The sequence below is a fragment of the Acinetobacter lwoffii genome, from assembly GCF_022967985.1.
Taxonomy (GTDB): Bacteria; Pseudomonadota; Gammaproteobacteria; order Pseudomonadales; family Moraxellaceae; genus Acinetobacter.
On the sequence record NZ_JALJVC010000001.1, the window covers coordinates 12,184 to 37,148 of the forward strand.

A 24,965-nucleotide genomic window follows, 5' to 3' on the forward strand; every position below is an offset into this window, starting at 1 on the left:
TTTAATTTTTTTATACATGGATTATAGAGGATACGTGGAAACGTCACCCGCAACTGTCTGAGGCAGGACGATATTAAAAAATGATTGTTTTTGCGATGAATCTGATCGTTGATCATAGTGGACGAGTTTTGCAGGTGACAAATGGTTTTGGCTACTTTTGCCGAAACAAAAGTAGCATATAGACTATAATCGTTTAATTTAAAATGAAAAGATGCTGTTGTTCACTGAAAATAATTAAGGAGTTTTTTCTAAACTCGTTAATTGACGCCATTATTCCATAAGAAACTTTTTAGGATTGCTGTTCAAAGAATCAAACTTACATAAAGCCTTCAATAGGCAGCCACGACACCAGTTTAAGTCCAGCTTTCTGATACCATTTCATTTTTGGTTCTTTGGTAAACGTTTGAACGTCACCATTGGCTTTCTTGATTTTCCAGTTAATGTTCTGATTCGCATCCAGCACCAGTTTATACGCATATTTGCTTAAATTTTTGTCCATGGTGTCGTGTACTGCACGTGCCAAAGACGGACTGTTCAGCAACACGCCAATTTCAGTATTCAAATAGGCTGAACGCGGATCAAAGTTAAAAGAACCAATAAACACCTGTTTTTGATCCAGTGCCATCAGTTTGGCATGCAGGCTGGAACGGCTCAGTCCTTTCAGGCTGACTTTAGCTTTTTTCGAAATTTCCTCAGTATTGGCATTTAGGTGATTAGCTTCTGGCGCTGCCAAGAACTCATACAGCTGCACCCCATTTTCCAATAGATCCTGACGATATTTGGCATAAAAGGCATGCACCACGGCAACGTCGTTGGCCTTAAAAGAGTTGGTCAGGACGCGAACCTTGATATTCTCATTCGCCAGTTTCTTTAAACGGTCTGCACCAATTTTTTCCGGAACAAAATAGGCAGAGACAATATCGACACTTTGTTCAGGTTTTTCCAGACGCTGTAATAACTGGAAATTGAGATGTTCTTCGGTTTTGGCTTTGGCCTTGATTTTGCTCGGTGGATCTTTGACTACTTCGGCTTCAACCCAATCCAGCTGAATGTTTTGTTCCAGCCATTGGTCAAAGGCTCTGGAACGATTAGCCAGATCCAGATAATTTTGAGTCGCTGGCTCCTGACTATGGGTTTCTAGCTGTTGTTTTAAGCTTGGAAAACGTAAAGCATGATGCCGTGGATTCACAACCTCTTGCACCGGATAGGCATAATCATCATTCCAGTATTCATCGAAGGAATGAATGATTTCATCCGATGCCGCACCGACCAGCATCACATCGACATCAGAGAACTGATAGCTTTCACTGACATTATAATACTGGTTACTCATATTGCGCCCGCCAATCAAGGCAATCTGGTTATCGGCAATAAAGCTTTTATTATGCATGCGGCGGTTAATGCGCTTTAAATCCAGCACTATGTCCATGGCACGGTATTTACGGAAGCGATAGGGGTTATACAGTTTGACATCGATATTTTGATGCTGGTTTAAGGCCAGATAAATCCCTTCCATTTTCTTGGCATTATTGTCATCCATCAACAGGCGCACTTTTACGCCACGATCTGCTGCCTGAATAATCGCATGCAGAGCGAGGGCACCGATTCGGTCGTTATCCCAGATGTAATATTGCAGATCCAGACTGCGTTCCGCTTTATTAATCAGCTGAATCCGAGCAGCCAGTGCTTCAAGCGGATCATACAGCACGCGATAACCAGTCAACCCGATGTTCTGATCACGTAAAGGTTCAACAATTTGTGCCAGGCTGGTTTGCGAGGTATCCGTTTCAAATGCCATCTGGCTTGGCTGTTCGGTTTGCTTGGGTAAGGTGCTACATGCAGGTAGACCCAGAACCAGGCTACAGCTCAGTAAAATGCCGGCTTTATAGCGATGAGTGCGTATAAAACTTGAGGATTGAAGGTGAACTTGATCGCGGGGAGCAGTGGCCATATAAGTCGAAGAATGAAAAATTAGAATTGAGTATAATTGCCAGCTATGAAAAGATAAATATAAAGCCAGTAATCTGCTGCTCGACTGAATAAGGCCAATTTATGTGGGATTCGAATTCCGTACTGTTTTATTTTTATCTGGGAATGGCGATTTTAGCCATCTGGGCTGTGGCTCAGGCATGGTCGAGCCAATCACGTACCGAAACCATTCATCCCTTTAAAGCTTTTGGTCATTTGCTGGCGTTTTATCTTGCCTATTTATTAATCCCTTTGGTTTTCTTCAGTATTTATGCTGGATGGACGGGGTATTATTCTCTGCATGAAGCCATTTTTGTATTTTTGCTCAGTGGGGTTTTGACTTATGCACGCTTTATCGAGCCGCATTTAATTCAAGTGAAAACGACACAATATCAGATCAATGCAGATAAACGTTTAAAGCAGCCGGTGAAAATCGCCCTGATTGCAGATTTGCATATCGGTCTGTTTTCGGGTCATGAGCGTCAGTTGCGACAAATTGTACACAAATTAAATCATATTCAACCTGATTTGGTGGTGGTTGCTGGCGACTGGACTTACGAGCCAGAAAATAAACTGGCACAGGAATTGGCAGTTTTAAAAGAGATTCACGCTCCGGTCTATTCAGTCAATGGCAATCATGACGAACAATATCCCGGACCGCCGATTCGGGAACTGTTGCACTATGCACTACAAGTCAATCAGGTCATGGATATTGAAGGTCAAATTGTCGAATTTGATGAATTCCGACTTTTGGGCGTGGGTGATCTCTGGGCTGGAAAAGCCGACATGCGCAGTTTGCAAGACTTGCCTCAGGACAAGCCTTGGGTCATTCTTTCGCATAACCCGGATACGGTCGATATGATTCCGAAACTGCCGACACGTCCTTTAATGCTGTCCGGGCATACCCATGGCGGACAGGTGGAGCTGCCTTGGCTGACCGATTACGTCATGAAAAAGGTTTCAATTTTGGGACATAAAAAGGGCATGTACCGTCATGAACATGCAGATGTGTTCGTGACTGTCGGTACCGGTTTGGTCGGTGTACCTTTCCGTTTCCGGGTGCCGCCTACCATTGATATTATTGAACTGATTTAAATTCAGCCGGCATTCTGTACCGCGTTAACTGATGATCCAGACCAGAATCAGCAAGACCACTGCGACGGCCGCCATCATCCAGATTTTCTTTTCAATTTTTCGGGTTGGCACATTTTCACGTAATTGTTGCGCAGTGATTTCAGCTTCTGTGGATGTGCTCAAACTAGGATGGGTGGGGATTTCCAGTGGCGGTGTCACCAGGTCGATATCACCGGCATCATCACTAAAGCGTGGACCGGTACTTTCATGCTTCATGACCACATCATGTTCCCGCACAATTTCATCAATCACTTGCAGCGCCTGAGCTTCGTCCAAGGGTGTATTCTCGGTGATATAGCGAACAGCTTCTAATTTTTTATCATCTTCCAGCAAAATAATGATATTGACCAACTGCTCCTGCGAGAGGTATTCAATAAGATCCTGCATGGCCTTGCCTCATTTTTTTAAATTGAGTTCATTGGATTGTTGAGCAAATTTAACGAGATAAGTAGCCGAGTTTTGTTGTGAAATGATAAAAAAAGCCAGCATCAAGTGCTGGCTTTTGAATCAATCTAAAATCTTAGATCTGATTATTTACATCATCATTCTTGGTTTCACGAATCAGCAAAAACGCGACAAGCGATAGGATAGATGCTGCGGTCAGGTAATAACCGACTGCAGACAAACCATAGGCTGTTGCCAGCTTGGTTGCGATTAACGGTGCAAATGATGCGCCGAAAATGCCTGCCAAGTTAAAGGTCAATGCAGAACCCGTGTAACGTACTGAAGTCGGGAAGATTTCAGACAATACAGTACCGATTGGCCCATAAGTTAAGCCCATAATCGCCAGACCAATACACAAGAACAGGAACACCACCAAGGTGCTGCCAGATTCAAGCATATCTGCAAAGAAGATACCGAAGATCGCAGAAATGACACATACCGCAATCGAAGTAGTCTTACGGCCAAATTTCTCTGCCAATACTGCTGAAAGCGGGATAAATGCAGCAAAACACAGGGTTGCAACTAACTGCAATTGCAGGAATTCTTCACGAGAATAACCGAGTTGTTTGGTTCCCCATTGCAATGCAAATACCGTAGTAAGATAGAACACAACGAATGTACAGATTGCAGCAATCGTACCCAGAACCAGCATACGAGAATGCTTTTTAAACACCTGAACAAAAGGAACGTTCACTTCTTTTTGTTTATCCAGCACTTTCTGGAAAGCAGGAGTTTCATGCAATTTTAGACGAATCCATAAACCGACAATCACCAACAAGGCACTTGAGATAAACGGAATACGCCAGCCCCACGCCATAAAGTCAGCTTCAGACATGAAAGCGCCAAGGGTCAGGAAAGAACCTGTTGCCAGAATAAAGCCAATCGGGGCACCCAGTTGCGGGAACATGCCATACCAGGCACGTTTGCCTTCCGGGGCATTTTCAGTTGCAAGAAGTACAGCACCTGACCATTCACCACCTAGACCCAAGCCCTGACCTAAACGGCACAGTGCAAGTAACAATGGCGCAGCAATTCCGATTTGCGCATAAGTTGGTAACAGGCCAATCGCAACGGTTGAAATCCCCATAGTTAGCAAAGCTGCAACCAAGGTGGCTTTTCGTCCGATCCGGTCACCTAAATGACCAAATAATGCTGCACCAATCGGACGGGCAATAAATGCAATGGCAAAAGTCGCAAGAGACTGAATGGTTGCGGTCATCGGGTCTGTACTGGCAGGGAAGAACAGATACGGAAAAATAATGACAGCAGCGGTGGCATAAATATAAAAATCGAAGAATTCGATTGTGGTGCCTACCAAGCTTGCTGTTAAAACGCGAAATTTTGAATTTTGTGCTGGCTGAGCAGCAGAATTAGACGACGCCATGGAAAACCTTACACTTACTAAAAATAAAAAAACTTAGTTTTAAAAGCGTAATCTTTTTAAAAAAGGCGTAATTTTTTAAAAAAACAACTGCAATCTTCTCGCTTCAACTCGCTCAGGGTCACTGAAATGAAAAAGGAGATGATTAAATCACGTAAAGATAGATAGACAGAAAATGTGATCCTGCGCCTATCAATACAAATATGTGCCAGATAGCGTGGGTATATCTTACTCTTTTTAAAGCGTAAAACAATGCACCCACGGTATAAGCGAGTCCACCAATGATGAGAAAGGTTAAAGATTGAGCACTTAAATATTGCTGCATGTCATCAATCACCAGCAGCGCCAGCCAGCCCATGGCCAGATAAGCCGCCAAAGAAATTTTCTGGAAACGATGAATGAAAACTAACTTGAAAAGTGTGCCAAGAAGGGCAATCACCCACAGCGCAATCAATAAATACTGGGCTTTGGCGGTCGGAATGGCAATTGACAGGAAAGGGGTATAGGTTCCGGCGATTAAATAATATATCGCAGTATGATCGACTTTTTTATAAAAATAACGGCGGTCTGCCGCAGTGGCCATGTGATAGAGCATAGAAGCAGAAAATAACAGAATCATGCTCAGCGCATAAACCCACAGTCCAATCCATTGTCCAGTACTCAGGTAAGACCCTTTAATAATCAAAAGAATACCAGCAACAATGGACAGTCCGGTACCTACACCATGACTAATATAGTTAATTCGTTCCTCATTTTGATCATAATCTGGAACCAGTGGAGCATTCTGCATGATTGTCATTCTTCTTCAAATATACACTTGTATAGTAATTCAATTTTGCTTTTAGGTTAAGAAGATTTAAACTTGATGCGCAATTCATTTCAGGTTTTATCTATGTCAACGTTGACAACTCTCTCAGATCAGGAACAGCAATTCTTGGACACCTTTCAGCAAGCTGTTGAAAGGGATCAATTTGATCGCCTGATCTTAAGCCAGTATAAAGGTGAACTGCAGGATTTAGAGAAAATGACCTTGCGAGTCATTCCATTAAATGAACAGCGCGTATTGAGCTGCCTGTATCGTTACAAGACCCAGGATGTCACCAAAAATTATCCTTTAGATGAAGCATTATTCCAGGTTACTTCACTACTGGCGTGTTGCAAACAGGCCAATCTGATGACAGTAGATGAAGAATTACAGCTGAAAAAAAACAAGAAAAAAGCCATGTTAACGCGTAGCAAACATAAAGCCGCGATGAATCAGGTGAAGCCTGCTGAACAAGGTCATGACCGGATTAAACAACGTTTTGTCGATCAGGACAGTATCTTTCTCCAGCATCTCGGTATTACCGATCAAAAAGCGCAAATCATTCCGAGTATGGCGCGTAAATGGAAGCAGATTAACAAGTTTGTGGAAATTTTCTCAGGTGCCTTGGCACAGATTAAGCCACAGGCTGAAGGCCTGCGCGTGGTGGATTTTGGTTCGGGTAAAGGCTATCTGACCTGTGCTTTATATGACTATATGCAAAAACATGGTCAAACGCCGTATGTTACCGGGGTAGAGCTTAATCCAAAAATGGTCGAGTTCTGCCAGAATGTCGCGCAACAATCCGGTTTTGATCAGTTGGACTTTTTCCAAGGGGATGTGCGTACCTATGCACCGGAACGTCTAGATGTAATGATTGCCTTGCATGCCTGTGATGTAGCAACAGATTTTGCGATTCATAGTGGCATTCGTCTGAATGCGCAGATGATCATGTGTGCACCGTGTTGTCATAAGGAATTGCGTCCGCAGTTGCAGGCGCCAAAAGTCCTGAGTCCGATGTTACAGTTTGGTATTCATGCGGGACAGCAGGCCGAAATGCTGACTGATACCATACGTGCTTTACTGCTCAAAGCTTATGGCTATGAAACCAAGGTATTTGAATTTGTGGCGCTGGAACATACCAGTAAAAATAAAATGATTCTGGCGACAAAACGCAAAGACTATCAACAACCTGATCAAGTGGTTCTGGCACAAATTCAGGCCTTAAAAGAGATGTATGGAATCCAGAAACATTCACTGGAATTATTGCTCAATGATCAGTGGGATCAGCAGGGAATTGGTTCTAAATGCTAAATAGTCCAGAACTGAAAATAGTGTCCGGCAGCTGGAAGGATTTGGCAGCGCATGCCAAAGCGATTCGTGAAGCCGTGTTTATTCAAGAACAGCATATTGCAGCTGAAGATGAATGGGATGCTGAGGATGCGGTTGCTGTACATTTCATTGTTTTTCAGCAGGATCAGGCGATTGCTACAGCACGATTATTGTCAAATCACAGTGTCGGTCGGGTTGCAGTCCTAACCACAGCACGTGGTTTAGGTGTTGGTCAGCGCTTGATGCAGGCTGTAATTGACTATGCGCGTGCCGAGCAGCGTGGGTTGGTCAAGCTGTCTTCGCAAGTGCACGCCATTGGCTTCTATCAAGCGCTGGGATTCGAAGTTCAAGGTGAGGAATATCTGGATTGTGGTATTCCGCATATTGATATGTATTTAAAACTTTAATTTTCAGCCCTTCAAATACAAAAAAGCGAGGCATTGACCTCGCTTTTTGATGCATAGCCTGAATTTGAATTAGTGGCCATGCGCTGCATTTGAGCTGTGCTCGGCATTATCCATATTGGCATGTTCTTCAGCTGACATATTGTGTTCAGCGGCTGTCGTACCTGGATGACCATTGGCAGCTTCACGTGCTTCACGATCTGCTTGCGCTTTGGCAATGGCTTCTGGAGACATCGTCGGTGCATTTTTAAAAGCGTGTTGCTGGGTAGTTTGTTTATTTTGCTGGCTTGGCATGTAATCTGGTTCATTACTTATCGCGAGCCAAAAAATAAGCATGAATAATCCACCTAAAATACAGAAGATGATAAGTGCTTTCCAACCCCAAGGAGATTTTTCAGGTGAACTGTGATCAGTCATAGGTTTTACCCACGTGGATACCAAACTTATGTAACTTTATAACATAAATTGATCAAAAAGCAGATCAGAATCTGTCATTAGCCAGTTGTATCCAGCGCTTAAGCTCAATCTGGATCATAAAAAAGAGGAAATACGTTCCTCTTTTTTATTTAAGTGCTCAAATTATTGAATCGGCTGAGCGTGTGCTGCGCGATCTTTGAGGAGTTGTGGAGCTTTGAAGCGTTCACCATATTTATTTTCAAGTACTTTGGCACGGGTCACGGCTTTGGCCAGTCCATACTGATTCAGGAATTGTACAGCACCGCCCGTCCAGGCGGCAAAGCCAATACCAAAAATAGAACCCACATTGGCATCGACGACAGATTCAAGGACACCTTCTTCCAGACAACGTACGGTATCCAGTGCCTGTACAAACAGGAAGCGGTCAATCATTTCCTGTTCAGAAATATCGTTGTCTTTTTTCCAGTGGCTGAGACCAGACCAGAGCTGCTTTTTTGCATCGGCCGGATAATCATAAAAACCTGCGCCTGCAGCCTTACCTTTACGGTTAAATTCGTGAATCATGCTGTGAATCACGTCATCCGCAGGTGATTTAGTGATGGTCTGACCTTGTGCTTCTAAAGCTTTGTATCTTTCATTGGCTACATGTTCAGACAAGGTCAAGGATACTTCATCCTGAATTGCCAATGGGCCCACCGGCATACCGGCTTTGAGTGCAGCCATTTCAATTCGCGCCGGATGTACACCTTCTGCCAGCAGGCGTAAACCTTCCTGCACAAAGGTACCAAACACGCGGCTGGTAAAGAAACCACGGCTGTCATTCACCACAACCGGTAATTTGCCAATTTGCTGCACGAAATCGAAAGCTTTGGCCAGCGTTTCTGGCGAGGTATTTTTACCTTTGATAATTTCCACTAGCTGCATTTTATCGACCGGACTGAAGAAATGCAGGCCGATAAAGTTCTGATCATTTTTTGAAGCCTGGGCTAATTCTGTGATCGGCAGGGTCGAGGTATTCGAAGCCATTACGCCGTTGCTGGCAAGATATTGTTCTGCCTCTTGTGTAACTTGAGCCTTGAGCGTGGGATTCTCAAATACGGCTTCAATGATCAGGTCGCAACCGGCTAGATCTGCATTAGATGCAGTTGTTTGAATCAGGCTTAAAACCTGATCTCGTTTCTCGGCTGATAAACGCCCTTGAGCGAATTTTTTATCCAGCAGTTTCTGGCTATAGGCTTTGCCTTTTTCAGCTGCTTCGATTGAAATATCTTTTAATACTACAGGAATGCCTTTGCTGGCAGTGGCATAGGCGATCCCAGCACCCATCATACCCGCACCTAGAATACCGACTTTAGTGGCTTTCCACCTTTCAAGACCTTGAGGGCGACTGGCGCCGGACTTGATTGCATTCAGACCATGCCAGAAGGTGCCAATCATATTTTTAGAAATTTGACCGGTCGCCAAATAAGTAAAGTAACGCGATTCAATGGTCAGGGCAGTATCGACATCGACCTGTGCACCTTCTACCGCAGCCGACATGATCGCTTCAGGTGCAGGGTAGCAGCCTTTGGTTTTATCGCGCAGCATCGCCGGAGCAATTGCCAGCATCTGTGCAACTGCTGGTGTCGAAGGGCTACCACCCGGAATTTTATAGCCTTTTACATCGAATGGCTGCTGAGATTTTGGATTGGCTTTGATCCAGGCAATGGCCTTTTCTAGCAATTCATCTGTACTGTCTGCGATCTCATGAATCAACCCTAAAGATCTGGCTTTATCGACTCCAAACTGTTTGCCTTCCATTAATAAAGGAAGGGCATTTTGCAGACCGAGCAGGCGGACGCTACGGACGATACCACCGCCACCTGGTAATAAACCCAGTGTGACTTCAGGTAGGCCAAATTTGCTTTTAGGGTCATTCAGGGCAATACGATGATGGGCACACAAGGCAATTTCCCAGCCCCCGCCAAGCGCTGTACCATTCAGTGCAGCAACGACAGGAATACCGCGAGTTTCGATATAGCGTAGTTTGGCTTTCATCTCTTCAATCATATTGAAGAATTCAGTTGCATGTTCAGGAGTGGCTTGAATCAGTTCATCCAGATCGCCGCCAGCAAAGAAAGTTTTTTTCGCTGAACGGAAAATAATCCCGGCAATATCTTCATCTGCTTGTAACTGGGCAACGACTTCATCCAGTGCCGTGCGAAAGTCGGCATTCATGGTATTTGCAGACTGGTTTGGAGAATCAAACGTTAAAATAACAATATTATCTTCATTTTTTTGATATTGAATTGCGCTCATTATTTTTCTCCTTATACCAGTTCAATAATGGTTGCGATGCCCATACCACCACCCACGCAAAGTGTGGCTAATCCACGTTTTTTCCCCTGGCGTTCCAGCTCATCCAGCAAAGTGCCTAAAATCATGGCTCCAGTCGCACCGAGTGGATGTCCCATGGCAATTGCACCGCCGTTGACATTCACCTTAGCAGAATCAACCTTCATCTCATTGATAAAGCGCATCACCACTGCAGCAAAGGCTTCATTAACTTCAAACAGGTCAATATCATCAATGGTTAAACCCGCTTTAGCCAAGGCCTTACGAGCAGCCGGGGCAGGGCCAGTCAGCATAATGGTTTGATCTGCACCGACCAGTGCAGTGGCCAGCACTTTGGCACGTGGCTTCAGACCTTGTTCTTTTACTGCTTGTTCCGATGCGATCAAAACCACCGCTGCACCATCGACAATGCCTGAAGAATTCCCGGCATGATGCACATGATTAACAGCACCGACTTCAGGATATTTTTGCAGGGCAATTGCATCAAAGCCCATTTGCCCCATAGTGGCGAAACTTGGATTGAGTTTGCTCAGGCCTTCTGCGGTCGTTGTCGGTTTGATGAATTCATCTTTGTCCAGAATCACTACACCGGCTCTGTCTTTTACCGAGATAACAGAAGCGTTGAAATAACCATTGGCTTGAGCAGCCGCTGCTTTCTTTTGTGATTGTTCGGCAAACTGATCTACATCAGAACGCGTATAACCGTCAATCGTGGCAATCAAGTCCGCGCCGATGCCTTGCGGAATAAAGTCACAGGCCATATTGGTTTCAGGGTCCAGTGCCCAAGGACCACCGTCTGAACCCATCGGCACGCGGGACATGGATTCGACGCCGCCTGCAACGACCAGATCTTCCCAGCCAGAACGGACTTTTTGTGCGGCCAGATTGACAGCTTCGAGTCCGGAAGCGCAGAAACGGTTGATTTGCACGCCAGCGACATCATTGTCCCAACCCGCAGCAATGGCAGCGGTCTTGGCAATATCGGCCCCCTGATCACCAATCGGGGTGACACAACCCAGCACAATATCATCGACTTTTGAGGTGTCCAGTCCGTGACGGTCTTTCAGTTCATTGAGTAAACCAGTCAGTAATGAAATGGGTTTTACTTGATGTAAAGATCCATCTTTTTTGCCTTTTCCGCGTGGCGTACGAATGGCGTCAATAATATATGCCTCGCTCATAGCATGTTCCTTTTATTGATTTAATGAAAATTATTCTAATGATTCAAGTGTAATCCTTAATTTTTGAAGTGCAATGACGAGAACGGGTCAGATCAATTGAGCGATTTAGCCAATTGTAATTATAAAAAAGCCTAAGCTAATGCTTAGGCGGAGAGAACTGATTTTAATTTTTAAATGTTATTTCGCAACATCATTTGATTAATGATAGCCATGCAATTGACGATACAGACCCGGGGTTACACCGGTCCATTTCTTGAAGGCGCGGTGGAAAGTACTAGTTTCACTGAAACCGACTTGTTGTGCAACATCTTCAAGGGTTAGATCCGGATTAAGTAATAAGTGAATTGCAGCATCACGGCGTAAGGCATCTTTTACGCCTTGATAGCTTTTGCCTTCGGCTGCCAGACGGCGGCGCAAGGTTTGTGGTGATAGATATAACATCGACGCGACATCGTTTAATGTCGGCATTTCTTCCCCAATCTGGCTCTTCAGCACATCACGAATCCGTGAAGTCAGTGAGTTGGTATTTTTGAATTTCACCAGCAGTTGGGCAGGCGCTGCTTTCAAAAATTCTTCCAGGGTTTCTTCATTTTGGCGAATTGGTAGGTCCAGATAGTCTGCAGCAAAAGTGATTTCGGTACGTGGCATATCGAACTGCATTACCGGCGCAAAGAATAAAGCATCATATTCATCGGCATGGTCTGGACGAGGATAGCTAAAATGCACGCGTTCCAGTGGCAGGCGACGTTCAATGAGCCAAGACGCCAAGCCATGCCAGATCATCAGCATGCTTTCAGTAATGAAATGATCCGGATCCATTGCGTTTGGAATGAGTGGTACCAGACGAGCTTCGTGTTTGTCACGTTCTAGAGTCACCGACCAGTCATCACCAAAGAGTTTGTAGAACTGGGAAGACAGTTCCAGTGCATCACCCAGAGTTTTGGCATGAATAATGAGCTGGCACATGATCGCAAACGTACCCAGACGGCGTTGCTGTTTGTCAAAGCCAACATGCTCGTCCTGGGTCACCATCCACAACATTTTAATAAAGCGGGTATATTGTTCAGGTGAAATACGCGCTTTGGGCTGATGCAGCAGCTCTGCTTCAATCCCGACGTGAGACAATAAAGTATCGACATCCATGCCCAGACGTTTAACGCCAGATAGGGCTGCATTGACGAAATGGATACTGATCGTATCACGACTCATGTTTAATCCTTCAGTCTCTTTAATGTTCACTAATAATTGACCTAAATGACGAAAAATAATAAAGCAATGGCAATTTACAAGAATACCTTTGCCATTTTCTTACATATTAGATTGCCGAAACTATCAAGGTAAATGGCTGAACATGACATTGTTTTTGTGCATTTATGTGCCTAAGATGCTGAAAAAAGCAATATAAGTAGAGCAAATACTCCAATGTCATATGTATTAAAAGGATTGAAAATCCTAGATTTTTCTACACTTTTACCCGGCCCGTTTGCCACATTATATCTTGCTGATTTAGGTGCAGAAGTTGTGCATATTGAATCACCAACCCGACCGGACCTGTTGCGATTAATGCCACCCTTTGCCAATGGACAGGCCACTTCACAAAGTTATTTGAACCGAAACAAGCAATCGGTTGCACTGGATTTGAAAGATCCTGCGAATATTGAACTGGTTAAATCCAAGATTACAGATTATGACATTGTGATTGAGCAATTCCGTCCCGGTGTAATGCAACGTCTTGGGCTAGACTATCAAACCTTAAGCGAAATTAATCCAAAATTGATTTACTGTTCCATTACCGGTTACGGCCAAACTGGCACATATAAAGATAAGGCAGGGCACGACATTAATTATCTGGCTTTATCCGGAATTGCCGGACACAGTGGCCGGATTGAAAATGGCCCACCTGCCTTGGGGATTCAGGTCGCTGATGTTGCGGGTGGTTCCATGCATGCCGTGATTGCGATTCTGGCCGCGGTGATTGAACGTCAGCAAAGCGGAAAAGGGCAATATATTGATATTTCCATGACCGATTGCGTGGTGACGATGAATAATCTGGCGGCTTCTGCCAGTCTGGCCGGTAATCAGCATCAACGGCCTGAATCAGGGTACCTGAATGGCGGTACTTTTTACGACTATTATGAAACCCAGGATGGGCGTTATCTATCGATTGGCAGTCTGGAACCACAATTTATGCAGGGATTGGCACAGGCTTTAGAGCTGCCGATTCTTCTGGAAAAAGGCGCCTCTTATGCCGCTGAAGATCATGCTGCGGTGAAGCAGGCGATTCAGAATAAAATTAAGACTAAGTCTTTATCTGAATGGCAAACGCTGTTTGCCGCGTTGGATGTCTGTGTTGAACCGGTGCTCAAACTTGAAGAAGCGTTACATTCCGATCTGGCCCAGCAGCGGGGATGGGTCGTACAAGTGCCACTCAAATCCAATAGTCAGCAAACCGAAGCACAACTGGCTTGTCCGATTAAATTTTCACGTTCCACGATACGCTATGAGTTTGTAGGACAGCAATTGGGAGAGAGTCAAAATTGGTAATATTCTTAACGTGTTAATTAGATTATTAATGAAATGAGAGGAAATTTTTCCTATATGAAAATAAGTAATAATAATTGAAGATTTTCATCATTATTACTTTAAATTTAATCCAGTGCTGTAAATACCGAGATCCGTGAAACTTTGTCAGGCTTATCAATAAAACCGCTATGAAATATGTATAAAAAGCATTTTATTGATAGTTTTAATCTCGTTATCCTTGCCGACGATATAATAGAAACTACTAGCTGTACGCCATGTATTTATATACTGATTTCGATCAGCAACTGATCAATGAACGTGTTGCACAGTTCCGTGACCAAACGGAACGTTATTTAGCGGGTAAATTGACGGAAGATGAATACCGTCCGCTTCGTCTGCAAAACGGCCTTTATGTACAACGTTATGCGCCAATGTTACGTATTGCCGTGCCATATGGTTTGATGAACTCAAAACAACTTCGTAAAGTGGCTGATTTGGCAAAAGAATATGACCGTGGCTACGCGCATATTTCGACCCGTCAAAACATCCAGTTTAACTGGCCTGCGCTGGAAAATGTGCCGGATATGCTGGCTGAACTGGCCACTGTGCAAATGCATGCGATTCAGACTTCAGGTAACTGTATCCGTAATACGACGACGGATCAGTATGCCGGTGTGGTTGCAGGTGAAATTGCCGATCCACGTCCGACTTGTGAATTGATCCGTCAATGGTCAACCTTCCATCCGGAATTTGCCTTCTTGCCACGTAAGTTCAAGATTGCAGTCTCTGCGCTTGAAGAAACTGACCGTGCAGCAACTGCATTCCACGATATCGGTGTGTATATTGTGCGTAATGAAGCAGGCGAAATGGGCTATAAAATCAAAGTCGGTGGTGGTCTCGGCCGTACGCCAGTGATTGGTAGCTTTATCCGTGAGTTCTTGCCGCGTGAAGACCTGATTGCTTATTTGGAAGCAGTCCTTCGTGTGTATAACTTGCATGGCCGTCGCGACAACAAATATAAAGCACGTATCAAGATTCTGGTAAAAGCTTTAACACCAGCAGTATTCGCCGAGAAAGTTGAAGCTGAATTTGAGCATACGATTAAAACACTGAAAATCGATACAGACACCTTGGCGAAAATGGATGAGAACTTTACTCCATTCGATTATCAAGATTATGCAGATGAAGATTTCACTGAATTGTTCGCGCAATATCCAAAATTCAAACAGTGGTTCAACATTAATACCAATGCACATAAAGTGAAAGGTTATCGCATCGTGACGATTTCACTGAAACGTGCCGGAATTGCACCGGGTGATGTCAGCACTGAAGAAATGAACCTGATTGCAGACCTTGCCGATCAGTACACTTTCGGTGAGCTGCGTACCACGCATGAACAAAACATTTCCTTGGTCGATGTACCACAAAAAGATTTGTTCGCTGTATGGCAAACCCTTGACCAAAATAACCTGGCACGTGCGCATATCGGTTTCTTAACCGACATCATTTGCTGCCCGGGCGGTGACTTCTGTTCATTGGCCAATGCGAAATCCATTCCGATTTCTGAAGCGATTTCCCGCCGTTTTGATGATCTGGATACGATTTACAATTTAGGTAAATTGGACCTCAATATCTCAGGCTGTATGAATGCTTGTGGTCATCACCACGTGGGTAACATCGGTATTTTAGGTGTAGACAAGAAAGGCGCAGAATTCTACCAGATTACGCTTGGTGGAAATGCGGATCATGATGCGTCAATTGGCGACATTCTTGGTCCATCATTTGCAGCCGAAGTCGTACCAGATATCGTAGAAGAAATTCTGAATACTTATCTTGACCTGCGTCAGGATGGTGAAGAGTTTATCGATACTTATCGCCGTGTCGGCATTCAACCATTTAAGGAGCGTGCATATGCTTAATACCGCACTTCAAGTGCTCTCTAAAGATGGCACGATTGCAGACAATACCTATCAATTGATGGGTGAAGATGGTGTTTTGCCTCAGGGTGATGTGGTATTAACTGTTGAACAGTTAGATCAAATTACCAATGTGACAGGCAAAAAAGCATTGTACTTAACTGTAGATGCTTCGCCTGAAACCAATGATTTTCCGCTCGATCAGCTCGATGCAATCTTTATTGAGTTTGCCGGTTTTAATGATGGCCGTGGTTATTCATTTGCAGCACTTCTTCGCCGTCAGGGTTTCCAGGGCGAACTGCGTGCTACTGGAGATGTATTCAAAGATGTACTGAATTACATGAAGCGTTCTGGTTTCGATACTTTTGTGATTAAAGAAGGTAAGGATATTCAGGAAGCTGCTGCTGGTTTGAATGATTTCAGAAATCCGTATCAGGCATCGACTGCGGTTGCACAGGCACATTATCAAACAGGTGCATAATTTAAATTAAGTTACTGTCAAAAAGCCGGATTGATTCCGGCTTTTTTATGTCTTGATAAAAACCTTTAATTTTCTTCAAGTTGACAGTTGATCATCCAGTGGATTCCAAACTGATCGCTAAAGGCGGCATAAAGTGCGCCCCAAAAGGTTCTTTCTAGCGGCATCTCAATTTGACCATTCACCGATAAAGCATCAAATAAGCGTTTAGCTTTATGTTGTTCATGGGCATGCAAATTAATTGAAATATAGTGATTATTCCCTTTATTGAGAGCAGCATTATTTTGCGCACAAAATTGCTCAGTGGTATCAGATCCCATTAACTCCATAAATGCATTAATTGGTAATGATACATGCAGAATAAGATTTTTATCGGTTTCAGAAAGTGTACTGCCTTATTCAGATGGCATTTCACCATAACGGGTAAGATTTGAAAATTCACCACCAAAAACAGATTTATAAAAATTAAAAGCTGCTTCGGTTTCACCCTGGAAATTAAGATAATGATTGAGTTGCATAGCGCACCTTTGTTGTTGTTTTTATGGTTCTAATTTAACAGGCTTAAACTAAATGTTAAGAATAAAAATATAAAAAAATGTAAGAATAAAAAATCCCTGCATGTGAAGGGATTTAAAATCCCCCTCCTTTGATAAAGGAGGGGTTAGGGGAGGATTATTTTTCAATTATAGCAATGCATCAATCTATCTCTTGCGCAGTAATACTGCTTACCTTTAGTAAAGGGAGACTTCTTTTAAAGTAATTCAATCGCTACAGCAGTCGCTTCACCACCACCGATACAGAGTGCAGCGATGCCTTTCTTGCCACCCGTACGTTTCAGCGCATGAATCAAAGTCAGGATAATACGTGAACCGGTTGAACCCACAGGATGGCCGAGAGCACATGCACCGCCATTGATGTTGACTTTTTCAGGATCTAGCTTGAACTCATCCATTGGGCACATGGTCACCATGGCAAAGGCTTCATTGATTTCCCAAAGGTCGACATCAGAAGCGGCCCATCCAGTTTTATCTAGCACTTTCTGGATTGCACCGACTGGAGCAATAGTAAACTCAGATGGATGTTGCGAATTCGATGCATAGGCAACAATTTTAGCCAAAGGATTCAACCCTTTTGCTGCTGCGTTTTCACCCGAGGTAAGCACAAGGGCAGAGGCACCATCTGAAATCGAGCTGGCATTGGCCGCCGTAATCGTACCGTCTTTAGCGAAAGCAGGACGCAAAGTTGGAATTTTATCGATGTTGGCATTGAACGGCTGTTCGTCTTTATCAACGACTACATCACCTTTACGGGTTTTAACTGTTACAGGCACGATTTCATCAGCAAAGTAGCCTTCATTGACCGCAGTTTGCGCACGCTTTAATGAGCGAATCGCAAAATCATCCATCTGCTCGCGGGTATAACCTTTGGTATTTGCCATATCTTGGGCAAATGAACCCATCAAGCGACCTGTTTCAGCATCTTCCAAGCCATCCAGAAACATATGGTCCTTGATTTCACCGTGACCCATACGGAAACCGCCACGTGCTTTTGGCAATACATAAGGAGCATTGGTCATGGATTCCATGCCACCTGCAACCACGATATTTGCAGAACCGGCTTTAATCATATCTGCAGCTTGCATGACGGCTTTCATGCCTGAACCACATAATTTATTAATGGTTACAGCGCCAGTAGAATCTGGAAGACCAGCTTGACGCATGGCTTGACGTGCAGGGCCTTGCTTTAAACCTGCCGGAAGGACACAACCCATAATGACTTCTTCAATATCTTCTGGTTGCAGACCCGCACGGGCAATTGCTTCTTTAATGGTGACCGCACCGAGTTCTGGCGCAGTTACACTGGCAAGACTCCCCTGAAAGCCACCCATGGCTGTACGTGCACCATTGACAATTAGGATGTCAGTCATTGTTCTCTCTCCGTATGAGTTTTAATCAATTTTTTCAAACTTAAGCAGTATATTGAAAAAAACTCAGGATTGAAGCGTTAATCGCAGCGAAGCATAAACTGGATAGTTCTGTTAGCAAGACGAGAGACTTTCGATCCGGATATGGCCCATTTTGCTGAGTACAATACGCTGTTGGCTAGAAAGATGGGTAGAACAATAATAGAAACTACCATTTGAACCAATCGGCAAGGCAGTGTGCGCTTGATAAGTGACACTCGGTAAACTCAAAGTTCCTCGCCAACTCAGGTTGCCGTATTTGAGGTTAAGTACATCAATATGTAAAATTTGTTCGTCTACATCCACTTGCCTATTTTTATTTTTATCGATAAAAACCAGCATGTTCTTGTTCCATTGATTGGCTTGGCAACTGAGAGAATCTTGGCTCGGGCAAATCACAATATTTTGATGAAACACTGCAGCCTGGCTGCGTGCATAGCGATTAATTTGAGATAATTTGATCGGAATATTTTTGGCTTCCTGTTTGGATCGATATTCATGGAAGTACGGTAGGGCGATACTGGCGACAATTGCAATTAATGCAATACAGATAATTAACTCAACAATAGTGAACGCTCTTGTTATTTTTTTATACATAGAGTTACCTGATTTATATATTATTTTTATGATAAAGATGTTATTAATTATACGTTTTTTATGCTTTATTGAGCGTGTAAATCAGTACTTACTTAAGTTTCAAGAAAGCTGTTAAAAATAATTGGCAATCACAATAGGTCATTCAGAATAAAAAATTGAGTAAAAAATTACTGAATTACAACGGAAATTGTAAGTAATTTTGTCAATAATTTACTTGATTAGATTAATCAAGCACTTGGAAAAATAAAAAAGTGTTTGTATGATGCCATGTGAATAGCTTAAGAATAATACTGGGGTAATAAAAAGCCTATCTCAGGATGGCCTATTACGGGCTTGAGCTTGAACAACAATTGTTATCTCTGGAGGATAAATCCATGAAAATGAGTCGTATTGCTTTAGCTATGCTTGTAGCTGCACCTTTTGCTGCTGCCAATGCAGGCGTAACTGTTACTCCGTTGATGTTAGGTTATACCTTCCAAGACACTCAGCACAACAATGGCGGTGACGATGGAGAGTTAACCACCTTTGGTCAAATGGAAGATGATTTATTTGTAGGTGCGGCGATTGGTGTTGAATTAACGCCATGGCTAGGTTTTGAAGCTGAATATAGCCAGGTTAAAGGCGATATGACTGATCTACCTGGTGCTGAATACAAAGGTCAGAATATTGCGGGTAACTTCTATGCAACTTCTGATGTATTCACTGGTAACTATGACAGCAAAGTGAAGCCATACATGCTTTTGGGTGCGGGTCACTACAAATATGAATTTGATGGTGCTGCAGATACTGCTATTGGTCGTGCAGGTCGTGGTCTTGAAGAAGAAGGTACTCTAGGTAACGCAGGTGTTGGTGCATTCTGGCATATCAACGATGCATTGGCGCTACGTACAGAAGCACGTGGTACTTACCACTTTGACGAAAAATTCTGGAACTATACAGCACTTGCTGGTCTTAACGTAGTTCTAGGCGGTCGTTTGAAGCCAGCTGCTCCAGTGGTAGAAGTTGCTCCAGTTGAGCCAGTAACTCCGGTTGCTCCAGCTCCACAAGAGTTGACTGAAGACCTGAACATGGAACTTCGTGTGTTCTTTGATACCAACAAATCAAACATCAAAGATCAATACAAACCAGAAATCGCGAAAGTTGCTGAGAAGTTAGTTGAATATCCAAACGCTACTGCTCGCATCGAAGGTCACACTGATAACACTGGTCCACGTGCATTGAACGAACGTTTATCTCTAGCGCGTGCTAACTCTGTTAAATCTTCACTTGTGAACGAATACAACGTAGATGCATCTCGTTTGTCTACTCAAGGTTTCGCTTGGGATCAACCGATTGCTGACAACAACACTAAAGAAGGTCGTGCTATGAACCGTCGTGTATTCGCGACGATTACTGGTAGCCGTACTGTTTTAGCTGAACAACCAGTTGTAGAACAACCAGCTCAATAATTCGTTATTGAATGCTAGTTAAAAAAAGCGGCTCTTCGGAGTCGCTTTTTTTATGTCTGTACTTTGACTACACTTAGCTCGTTAAGATGTCGTTGAGTAAAAATATGAGTGTCGAAATTCCTGAAGACTTGCAAAATCTGGAAGCCAATGGTGGAGTTTTTGCAATATGGATGATTTTTCATCATTATGGAATTGATTTGAATATTCCTGATTTAACTCAGCTCTGTCAACATGACCCTGAAATGGGAAGCTCCAGCATCGCACTTGCGGTTGCTTTAAAAACACTTGGTCTGGATGTCGATTTTTATACTGAACATGATGCAGATAAACAGCCAATTGAAGTCGATTTCTATCAACAAGCTCATCGCTTAAATATTCCTGTTACAGAGCAGCCATTGTCGTATGCAGAAATTCAGGAAAATGTAGAAGCAGGCTGTTTTGTGATTGTATTTTACGATACCCTAGAAGGTGTGGGTAATCATTCATTAGTTTATGCAATCGATGAAAATGAAATCAGCTTCTTTGATAGCTTTGAGGCAATGCCGGCGCATGTGTTTGAGCAGCAACGTCGAGTAGACGGAATTTGCCAGCAAGCGATTGTGATTGATGACCGTAACTTTGTAATGCGAAATAGCTAAAATAAAGAGATTAAAAAAGCAGTCCTGAGACTGCTTTTTCATTATTGGCTGGGTTATTCCTGATCAAGTTTCATCGGCTGCACATCCATCTCTTGATAAGAGACCAGTTTGGTTTTTTTCTTCCATTTGTATCCGAACCAGATGGCCAGGAATAGCGGAATACTGATATAGGTCGATAGCACACCCATCCATTGACCGGCCAAAACATCCTGATAGTTCTGTCCAAGGACGACAATCGCACACAGGATAAACGCAAACCAAGGGGCGAAAGGAAAGAATTTAGCGCGATAAGCCAGATCTTCCAGTTTATAACCTTGAGCCAAATAACCTTTGCGGAAGCGGTAATGCGAAATTGCAATCCCGAGCCAGACAATAAAGCCACACATCCCTGACATGTTTAGCAGCCAGTTAAAGACTTCCTGTTCACCAAAGAAAGTAGTCAGGAAGCATAGAGCTGCGATCGCCGTAGTGGCATAGAGTGCATTCATTGGCACACCACGCGGGTCCAGACGCGCAAACATTTTAGGTGCACTGCCTTTACGCGACATATCAAACAGCATACGGGTAGATGAATACATGCCAGAATTACCCGCAGATAGAATAGCGGTCAGGATCACTGCATTCATGATACTGGCGGCAAAGGCAAAACCGGCTTTTTCATACAATAAGGTGAATGGCGAAAGCGCAATATTATCTGTTGCAGCGGCCTGTAATAAACGTGGATCATTATAGGCAATCAAGGTGCCGATAATGAAAATACACACAATATAAAACAACAGGATACGCCAGAAAATCTGTTTAATAGCTACCGGAATGGTTTTCTTTGGATCTTTCGATTCACCTGCCGCCACACCGACCATTTCGGTACCCTGGAAGGAGAATCCGGCAATCATCGCCACGCCAATTAATGCCTGGAAACCACCGACAAAGGGTGCATCACCAATGCTCCAGTTGGCAAATGCTTCCGCACCCGGGGTGAGCATGATCTTCACGATCATCCAGATTCCGATGATGATAAAGGCAATGATCGCGAGAACTTTCACCAGAGAAAAGAAAAATTCAGATTCGCCAAAGCCTTTTACCGTCAGGGCATTAATCCCGAAAATAATCGCAAGGAAAATGGCGCTCCAGTACACACCCGGTATATCGGGAAACCAGAATTTCATAATGAACTGAACGGCAACCAGCTCAAAAGCTACGGTAATGGCCCAGTTGTACCAGTAGTTCCAGCCCAGAGCGAAACCAAAACCACCCTCGACATATTTAGTGCCGTAAGTGAAGAATGCACCTGAGGTCGGGTTATGTGTGGCAAGCTCGCCTAGACTGGTCATCAAGAAATAAATCATGATCCCAATCAGTACATATGCAAGTAGTGCACCGCCTGGTCCAGCGTTGGCAATGGTCGCCCCTGAGGCCAGGAATAGACCTGTACCAATTGATCCGCCAATGGCGATCATATTCAGATGACGAGCACCCAGCTTACGCTGCAGCTGCATCGTGTTTTGCGTTTCGCTCATCATGATTCCTTAACATTTTTTTGAGTGCTGGCGAAGAGCACTTTAAAGCCTTGTTGATCCGCTTTCACTGTGCAGCGACCAAAGTTTTGTTCAATCAGGGTCGGGTAGTTCAAGAAACGGTTGGCCACGATCCAAAGCTCGCCGCCCGATTTTAAATGACGACGTGAGGTTTTACACAAGGTTTCGCTTGCCGTGTAATCAGTTTCGATTCCCATATGAAAAGGCGGATTACTGACAATAGCATGTAGGAACAAGGGTGTATCCTCAATGCCAGTGACCGCTTTGATTTCAATCTGTTCAGGAGTAAGCTGGTTTTCTGCAAAGGTCATTTGCGTAGAAGCCAGTGCAAAGGCATCGACATCCATGGCAAAAATCCGGTTTTTCGGATTTAATTTTGCCAGATACGCACTAATGACGCCTGCGCCACAGCCAAAGTCAGCAATTTTACCTGAAGTGACTTGTGACAAATAAGGTAATAGTGTGGCAGTACCGACATCCAAACGGTTTTGACTAAAAACGCCCGGAAGTGCACAAATATTCAGATCACCATTTGGTGTAGATACGGTATAGTGCTGCGCCCAGTCTGCAAGTGCTTTTTTCTCGACCGTATGGTCTAGAACCAATTGCCACAGCTGGCAATGACGTGCGCTGTCAAGTTTGAGTGTCTTACCAAAAGGCTGCAACTGTTTGGCTGCACGTTCTATCCCACCTTTCTTTTCACCGACCAAGAAAACACTGCTACCCGGTTTAAGCTGCGCTGCCACATTATGCAGTAAGTAATTTAAGAGTTCTTTAGACTTAGGTACAAAAATAACCGCCTGATCAAACTCACCCTCAGGCATCTCTGCACCAAAATGCACATCTGCTTGTTGTGACTGGAAATATTGAAAATCGTTAAAATTCCATGTCCAGACAGCGGGATTGATAGAGGCATCGAATTCAGCGAGTAGATCATCTGTCGGTGCATTAATCAGTAGGATGCGACCCGACAAAAAATCATATTGTCTTAATAAAACTTCGCTTTTAGGATCCATAGGTATCTCTCCAATATAAAGAACACTGCCTAAGTCTGACCTAGACAGTGTTCTTTGGACATGAAATTACTTCTTTGTTTCAGGAAGTACTACATTCAGAATAAGGGCAGCGATACCACCAGTAGCAACGCCTGAGCTAAAGATATTACGGAATAACTCAGGAAGATGCTCAAGAATTTGTGGAACTTGTGCAACACCTAAACCCAGCGCCAGTGAAATCGCAATAATCAGCAGGGCACGACGGTCCAGATGGACACCAGACAGAATGTTAATACCAGATGCTGCGACTGCACCAAACATCACCATCACTGCACCACCCAGTACCGCTTGCGGAACGGCCTGAATAATACCAGCAACTGCAGGCAGCAAACCAAGAATAACCAGCAAAGCAGCAATCCAGATACCGACATAACGACTTGCTACGCCCGTTAACTGGATTACGCCATTATTTTGTGCAAATACGGAACTCGGGAAGGTGTTAAAAATACCGGCAAGGAATGAATTCGCGCCATTTACCAGTACACCGCCTTTAATGCGCTGCATCCATTTTGGACCATCAACTGGCTGGTTGGAAAGCTTTGAAGTCGCAGTGATATCACCAATCGCTTCTAAAGAGGTCACCAGATAGATGAATGCCATCGGAATAAACAGGCTCCAGGAGAAGCTTAAACCGAAATGCATTGGGGTTGGAATCTGTACCAACGGTGCATCTTTTAGACCAGAGAAATCCAGATGTCCCATAAAGCCCGCCAGAACATAACCACAGATTAGGGCGATCAAAATGGCAGAACTTTTTACCCAGGTAATCCGGATACGGTTCAGAATAATAATCAACGCCAAGACGGTACAAGACATGATCAGGTTGTCAGCATTGGCAAAAGTTTTATCGCTCATGGCCTGATAACCACCGCCCATACTGATTAAACCTTCTTTAATTAAGGTCAAACCAATCAGCAGCACGACAATCCCGGTCACCAGCGGTGTAATCAGTTTTTTGATCCAAGGCAGAATTTGTGACACGCCCATTTCAATAAATGCACCTGCAATCACCACACCAAAAATAGAAGCCATGACTGCTTCTACAGGTGTACCTGCAGCCACCATGGCTGAACCAATACCAATAATTGGACCGATAAAGTTAAAGCTGGTTCCTTGGACAATCAGCAGACCGGCACCAAAAGGTCCGACTTTTTTAGACTGTAAAAAAGTCGCGATGCCCGAGATCACCAAGGACATGGATAAAATCATGTTGGTGTCTTCTTTGGAAACACCGAGTGCCAAACAAATCAGCAGGCCAGGGGTCACAATCGGGACAATAATCGCCAGTAAGTGCTGGAATGCAGCTAAAAAAGCAATTAATGGTTTTGGTCGATCTTCCAGACCATATACCAGGTCGAGTTGATCTTTAGAAGGAGGAGATTGATTAAAATCAGACATGTGTCAATGCAAATTAA

The 24,965-nt window shown here is 43.8% G+C and carries 21 protein-coding genes and 1 pseudogene; 8 read left to right on the plus strand and 14 right to left on the minus strand.

The genetic code is table 11. The annotated features are described in order from the left end of the window. Positions 1 to 316 precede the first annotated feature (316 nt). Positions 317 to 1,951 carry a phospholipase D family protein gene (locus MWG72_RS00085; RefSeq protein WP_005248000.1) on the minus strand — a complete coding sequence of 545 codons (1,635 nt, stop codon included), beginning with the start codon at positions 1,949 to 1,951 and terminating at the stop codon, positions 317 to 319. A 101-nt stretch (positions 1,952 to 2,052) separates the two neighbouring features. On the opposite strand from MWG72_RS00085, the gene MWG72_RS00090 reads away from it, so the two are divergent. After that, on the plus strand, positions 2,053 to 3,063 hold the full coding sequence (locus MWG72_RS00090; RefSeq protein WP_247142982.1) for a metallophosphoesterase: 1,011 nt from the start codon (positions 2,053 to 2,055) through the stop codon (positions 3,061 to 3,063). A gap of 24 nt (positions 3,064 to 3,087) precedes the next feature. Here MWG72_RS00090 and MWG72_RS00095 read toward each other — a convergent pair whose 3' ends face one another. The 3 genes from MWG72_RS00095 to trhA all read right to left on the minus strand — a co-directional run bounded on the left by MWG72_RS00095 (position 3,088) and on the right by trhA (position 5,717). Beyond that, on the minus strand, positions 3,088 to 3,489 hold the full coding sequence (locus MWG72_RS00095; protein WP_004732173.1) for a hypothetical protein: 402 nt from the start codon (positions 3,487 to 3,489) through the stop codon (positions 3,088 to 3,090). A 133-nt stretch (positions 3,490 to 3,622) separates the two neighbouring features. Continuing rightward, a complete protein-coding gene (locus MWG72_RS00100; RefSeq protein WP_219308548.1) occupies positions 3,623 to 4,930 on the minus strand; it encodes an MFS transporter in 1,308 nt (435 codons plus the stop codon). Positions 4,931 to 5,072: 142 nt separating this feature from the next. Then, entirely contained in the window at positions 5,073 to 5,717 is a 645-nt protein-coding gene (trhA, locus tag MWG72_RS00105) for a PAQR family membrane homeostasis protein TrhA (RefSeq protein ID WP_247142983.1), read from the minus strand. Positions 5,718 to 5,819: 102 nt separating this feature from the next. Between trhA and MWG72_RS00110 the strand changes: the two genes are divergently transcribed. Further along, positions 5,820 to 7,043 carry a class I SAM-dependent methyltransferase gene (locus tag MWG72_RS00110; RefSeq protein WP_247142984.1) on the plus strand — a complete coding sequence of 408 codons (1,224 nt, stop codon included), beginning with the start codon at positions 5,820 to 5,822 and terminating at the stop codon, positions 7,041 to 7,043. Further along, positions 7,037 to 7,468: a GNAT family N-acetyltransferase gene (locus MWG72_RS00115; RefSeq protein ID WP_247142985.1), complete on the plus strand. Its 432-nt coding sequence runs from the start codon at positions 7,037 to 7,039 to the stop codon at positions 7,466 to 7,468. Before MWG72_RS00110 ends, MWG72_RS00115 begins: the two co-directional genes overlap by 7 nt. A 69-nt stretch (positions 7,469 to 7,537) precedes the next feature. Here the strand turns inward: MWG72_RS00115 and MWG72_RS00120 are convergent, their stop codons facing one another. The 4 genes from MWG72_RS00120 to MWG72_RS00135 all read right to left on the minus strand — a co-directional run bounded on the left by MWG72_RS00120 (position 7,538) and on the right by MWG72_RS00135 (position 12,606). Next, positions 7,538 to 7,882, minus strand: coding sequence for a hypothetical protein (locus MWG72_RS00120; protein WP_005266035.1), 345 nt, complete (start codon positions 7,880 to 7,882; stop codon positions 7,538 to 7,540). Between the two features lie 162 nt (positions 7,883 to 8,044). Further along, the gene (locus tag MWG72_RS00125) at positions 8,045 to 10,180 is read right to left on the minus strand and encodes a 3-hydroxyacyl-CoA dehydrogenase NAD-binding domain-containing protein (RefSeq protein ID WP_247142986.1); all 2,136 of its coding nucleotides are present in this window, start codon (positions 10,178 to 10,180) and stop codon (positions 8,045 to 8,047) included. Between the two features lie 11 nt (positions 10,181 to 10,191). Beyond that, positions 10,192 to 11,397, minus strand: a complete 1,206-nt coding sequence (locus MWG72_RS00130; protein WP_247142987.1) for an acetyl-CoA C-acetyltransferase — start codon at positions 11,395 to 11,397, stop codon at positions 10,192 to 10,194. 198 nt (positions 11,398 to 11,595) lie between these two features. Beyond that, the gene (locus MWG72_RS00135; RefSeq protein WP_004645946.1) at positions 11,596 to 12,606 is read right to left on the minus strand and encodes an AraC family transcriptional regulator; all 1,011 of its coding nucleotides are present in this window, start codon (positions 12,604 to 12,606) and stop codon (positions 11,596 to 11,598) included. A 213-nt stretch (positions 12,607 to 12,819) separates the two neighbouring features. On the opposite strand from MWG72_RS00135, the gene MWG72_RS00140 reads away from it, so the two are divergent. From MWG72_RS00140 to MWG72_RS00150, 3 genes are all read left to right on the plus strand, one after another. After that, complete coding sequence (locus MWG72_RS00140) at positions 12,820 to 13,941, plus strand: CaiB/BaiF CoA transferase family protein (protein WP_247142988.1); 1,122 nt, start codon at positions 12,820 to 12,822, stop codon at positions 13,939 to 13,941. A 254-nt stretch (positions 13,942 to 14,195) separates the two neighbouring features. Then, positions 14,196 to 15,839, plus strand: coding sequence for a nitrite/sulfite reductase (locus MWG72_RS00145; RefSeq protein WP_222110713.1), 1,644 nt, complete (start codon positions 14,196 to 14,198; stop codon positions 15,837 to 15,839). Beyond that, positions 15,832 to 16,317, plus strand: coding sequence for a DUF934 domain-containing protein (locus MWG72_RS00150; protein WP_005106136.1), 486 nt, complete (start codon positions 15,832 to 15,834; stop codon positions 16,315 to 16,317). The genes MWG72_RS00145 and MWG72_RS00150 overlap by 8 nt, the downstream gene beginning before the upstream one ends. Before the next feature lie 65 nt (positions 16,318 to 16,382). On the opposite strand, the pseudogene MWG72_RS00155 reads toward MWG72_RS00150, so the two are convergent. The 3 genes and pseudogenes from MWG72_RS00155 to MWG72_RS00165 all read right to left on the minus strand — a co-directional run bounded on the left by MWG72_RS00155 (position 16,383) and on the right by MWG72_RS00165 (position 18,874). Continuing rightward, positions 16,383 to 16,832: pseudogene (locus MWG72_RS00155) on the minus strand (VOC family protein). A gap of 233 nt (positions 16,833 to 17,065) precedes the next feature. After that, entirely contained in the window at positions 17,066 to 18,241 is a 1,176-nt protein-coding gene (locus tag MWG72_RS00160; RefSeq protein ID WP_247142989.1) for a thiolase family protein, read from the minus strand. A 111-nt stretch (positions 18,242 to 18,352) separates the two neighbouring features. Further along, complete coding sequence (locus MWG72_RS00165; RefSeq protein WP_005252739.1) at positions 18,353 to 18,874, minus strand: GspH/FimT family protein; 522 nt, start codon at positions 18,872 to 18,874, stop codon at positions 18,353 to 18,355. Between the two features lie 374 nt (positions 18,875 to 19,248). On the opposite strand from MWG72_RS00165, the gene omp38 reads away from it, so the two are divergent. Together omp38 and MWG72_RS00175 are read left to right on the plus strand one after the other, a co-directional pair. After that, the gene (gene omp38, locus MWG72_RS00170) at positions 19,249 to 20,322 is read left to right on the plus strand and encodes an outer membrane protein Omp38 (RefSeq protein WP_005247976.1); all 1,074 of its coding nucleotides are present in this window, start codon (positions 19,249 to 19,251) and stop codon (positions 20,320 to 20,322) included. Between the two features lie 104 nt (positions 20,323 to 20,426). Next, the gene (locus MWG72_RS00175) at positions 20,427 to 20,960 is read left to right on the plus strand and encodes a cysteine peptidase family C39 domain-containing protein (RefSeq protein ID WP_005247974.1); all 534 of its coding nucleotides are present in this window, start codon (positions 20,427 to 20,429) and stop codon (positions 20,958 to 20,960) included. Between the two features lie 53 nt (positions 20,961 to 21,013). On the opposite strand, the gene MWG72_RS00180 is transcribed toward MWG72_RS00175, so the two are convergent. From MWG72_RS00180 to MWG72_RS00190, 3 genes are all read right to left on the minus strand, one after another. Beyond that, the gene (locus MWG72_RS00180) at positions 21,014 to 22,477 is read right to left on the minus strand and encodes an amino acid permease (RefSeq protein WP_004645936.1); all 1,464 of its coding nucleotides are present in this window, start codon (positions 22,475 to 22,477) and stop codon (positions 21,014 to 21,016) included. Continuing rightward, the gene (locus MWG72_RS00185) at positions 22,477 to 23,511 is read right to left on the minus strand and encodes a methyltransferase (protein WP_247142990.1); all 1,035 of its coding nucleotides are present in this window, start codon (positions 23,509 to 23,511) and stop codon (positions 22,477 to 22,479) included. The genes MWG72_RS00180 and MWG72_RS00185 overlap by 1 nt, the downstream gene beginning before the upstream one ends. A 66-nt stretch (positions 23,512 to 23,577) precedes the next feature. Then, positions 23,578 to 24,948 (minus strand): uracil-xanthine permease family protein, encoded by a 1,371-nt coding sequence (locus MWG72_RS00190; protein WP_004281715.1) that lies wholly within the window; start codon positions 24,946 to 24,948, stop codon positions 23,578 to 23,580. Positions 24,949 to 24,965: the final 17 nt, after the last annotated feature.

Coding starts and splice junctions, on each gene's coding strand:
- MWG72_RS00085 (WP_005248000.1), bottom strand. CDS start 1,951: ATGGCCACTGCTCCCCGCGATCAAGTTCACCTTCAATCCTCAAGTTTT.
- MWG72_RS00090 (WP_247142982.1), top strand. CDS start 2,053: ATGTGGGATTCGAATTCCGTACTGTTTTATTTTTATCTGGGAATGGCG.
- MWG72_RS00095 (WP_004732173.1), bottom strand. CDS start 3,489: ATGCAGGATCTTATTGAATACCTCTCGCAGGAGCAGTTGGTCAATATC.
- MWG72_RS00100 (WP_219308548.1), bottom strand. CDS start 4,930: ATGGCGTCGTCTAATTCTGCTGCTCAGCCAGCACAAAATTCAAAATTT.
- trhA (WP_247142983.1), bottom strand. CDS start 5,717: ATGCAGAATGCTCCACTGGTTCCAGATTATGATCAAAATGAGGAACGA.
- MWG72_RS00110 (WP_247142984.1), top strand. CDS start 5,820: ATGTCAACGTTGACAACTCTCTCAGATCAGGAACAGCAATTCTTGGAC.
- MWG72_RS00115 (WP_247142985.1), top strand. CDS start 7,037: ATGCTAAATAGTCCAGAACTGAAAATAGTGTCCGGCAGCTGGAAGGAT.
- MWG72_RS00120 (WP_005266035.1), bottom strand. CDS start 7,882: ATGACTGATCACAGTTCACCTGAAAAATCTCCTTGGGGTTGGAAAGCA.
- MWG72_RS00125 (WP_247142986.1), bottom strand. CDS start 10,180: ATGAGCGCAATTCAATATCAAAAAAATGAAGATAATATTGTTATTTTA.
- MWG72_RS00130 (WP_247142987.1), bottom strand. CDS start 11,397: ATGAGCGAGGCATATATTATTGACGCCATTCGTACGCCACGCGGAAAA.
- MWG72_RS00135 (WP_004645946.1), bottom strand. CDS start 12,606: ATGAGTCGTGATACGATCAGTATCCATTTCGTCAATGCAGCCCTATCT.
- MWG72_RS00140 (WP_247142988.1), top strand. CDS start 12,820: ATGTCATATGTATTAAAAGGATTGAAAATCCTAGATTTTTCTACACTT.
- MWG72_RS00145 (WP_222110713.1), top strand. CDS start 14,196: ATGTATTTATATACTGATTTCGATCAGCAACTGATCAATGAACGTGTT.
- MWG72_RS00150 (WP_005106136.1), top strand. CDS start 15,832: ATGCTTAATACCGCACTTCAAGTGCTCTCTAAAGATGGCACGATTGCA.
- MWG72_RS00160 (WP_247142989.1), bottom strand. CDS start 18,241: ATGACTGACATCCTAATTGTCAATGGTGCACGTACAGCCATGGGTGGC.
- MWG72_RS00165 (WP_005252739.1), bottom strand. CDS start 18,874: ATGTATAAAAAAATAACAAGAGCGTTCACTATTGTTGAGTTAATTATC.
- omp38 (WP_005247976.1), top strand. CDS start 19,249: ATGAAAATGAGTCGTATTGCTTTAGCTATGCTTGTAGCTGCACCTTTT.
- MWG72_RS00175 (WP_005247974.1), top strand. CDS start 20,427: ATGAGTGTCGAAATTCCTGAAGACTTGCAAAATCTGGAAGCCAATGGT.
- MWG72_RS00180 (WP_004645936.1), bottom strand. CDS start 22,477: ATGAGCGAAACGCAAAACACGATGCAGCTGCAGCGTAAGCTGGGTGCT.
- MWG72_RS00185 (WP_247142990.1), bottom strand. CDS start 23,511: ATGGATCCTAAAAGCGAAGTTTTATTAAGACAATATGATTTTTTGTCG.
- MWG72_RS00190 (WP_004281715.1), bottom strand. CDS start 24,948: ATGTCTGATTTTAATCAATCTCCTCCTTCTAAAGATCAACTCGACCTG.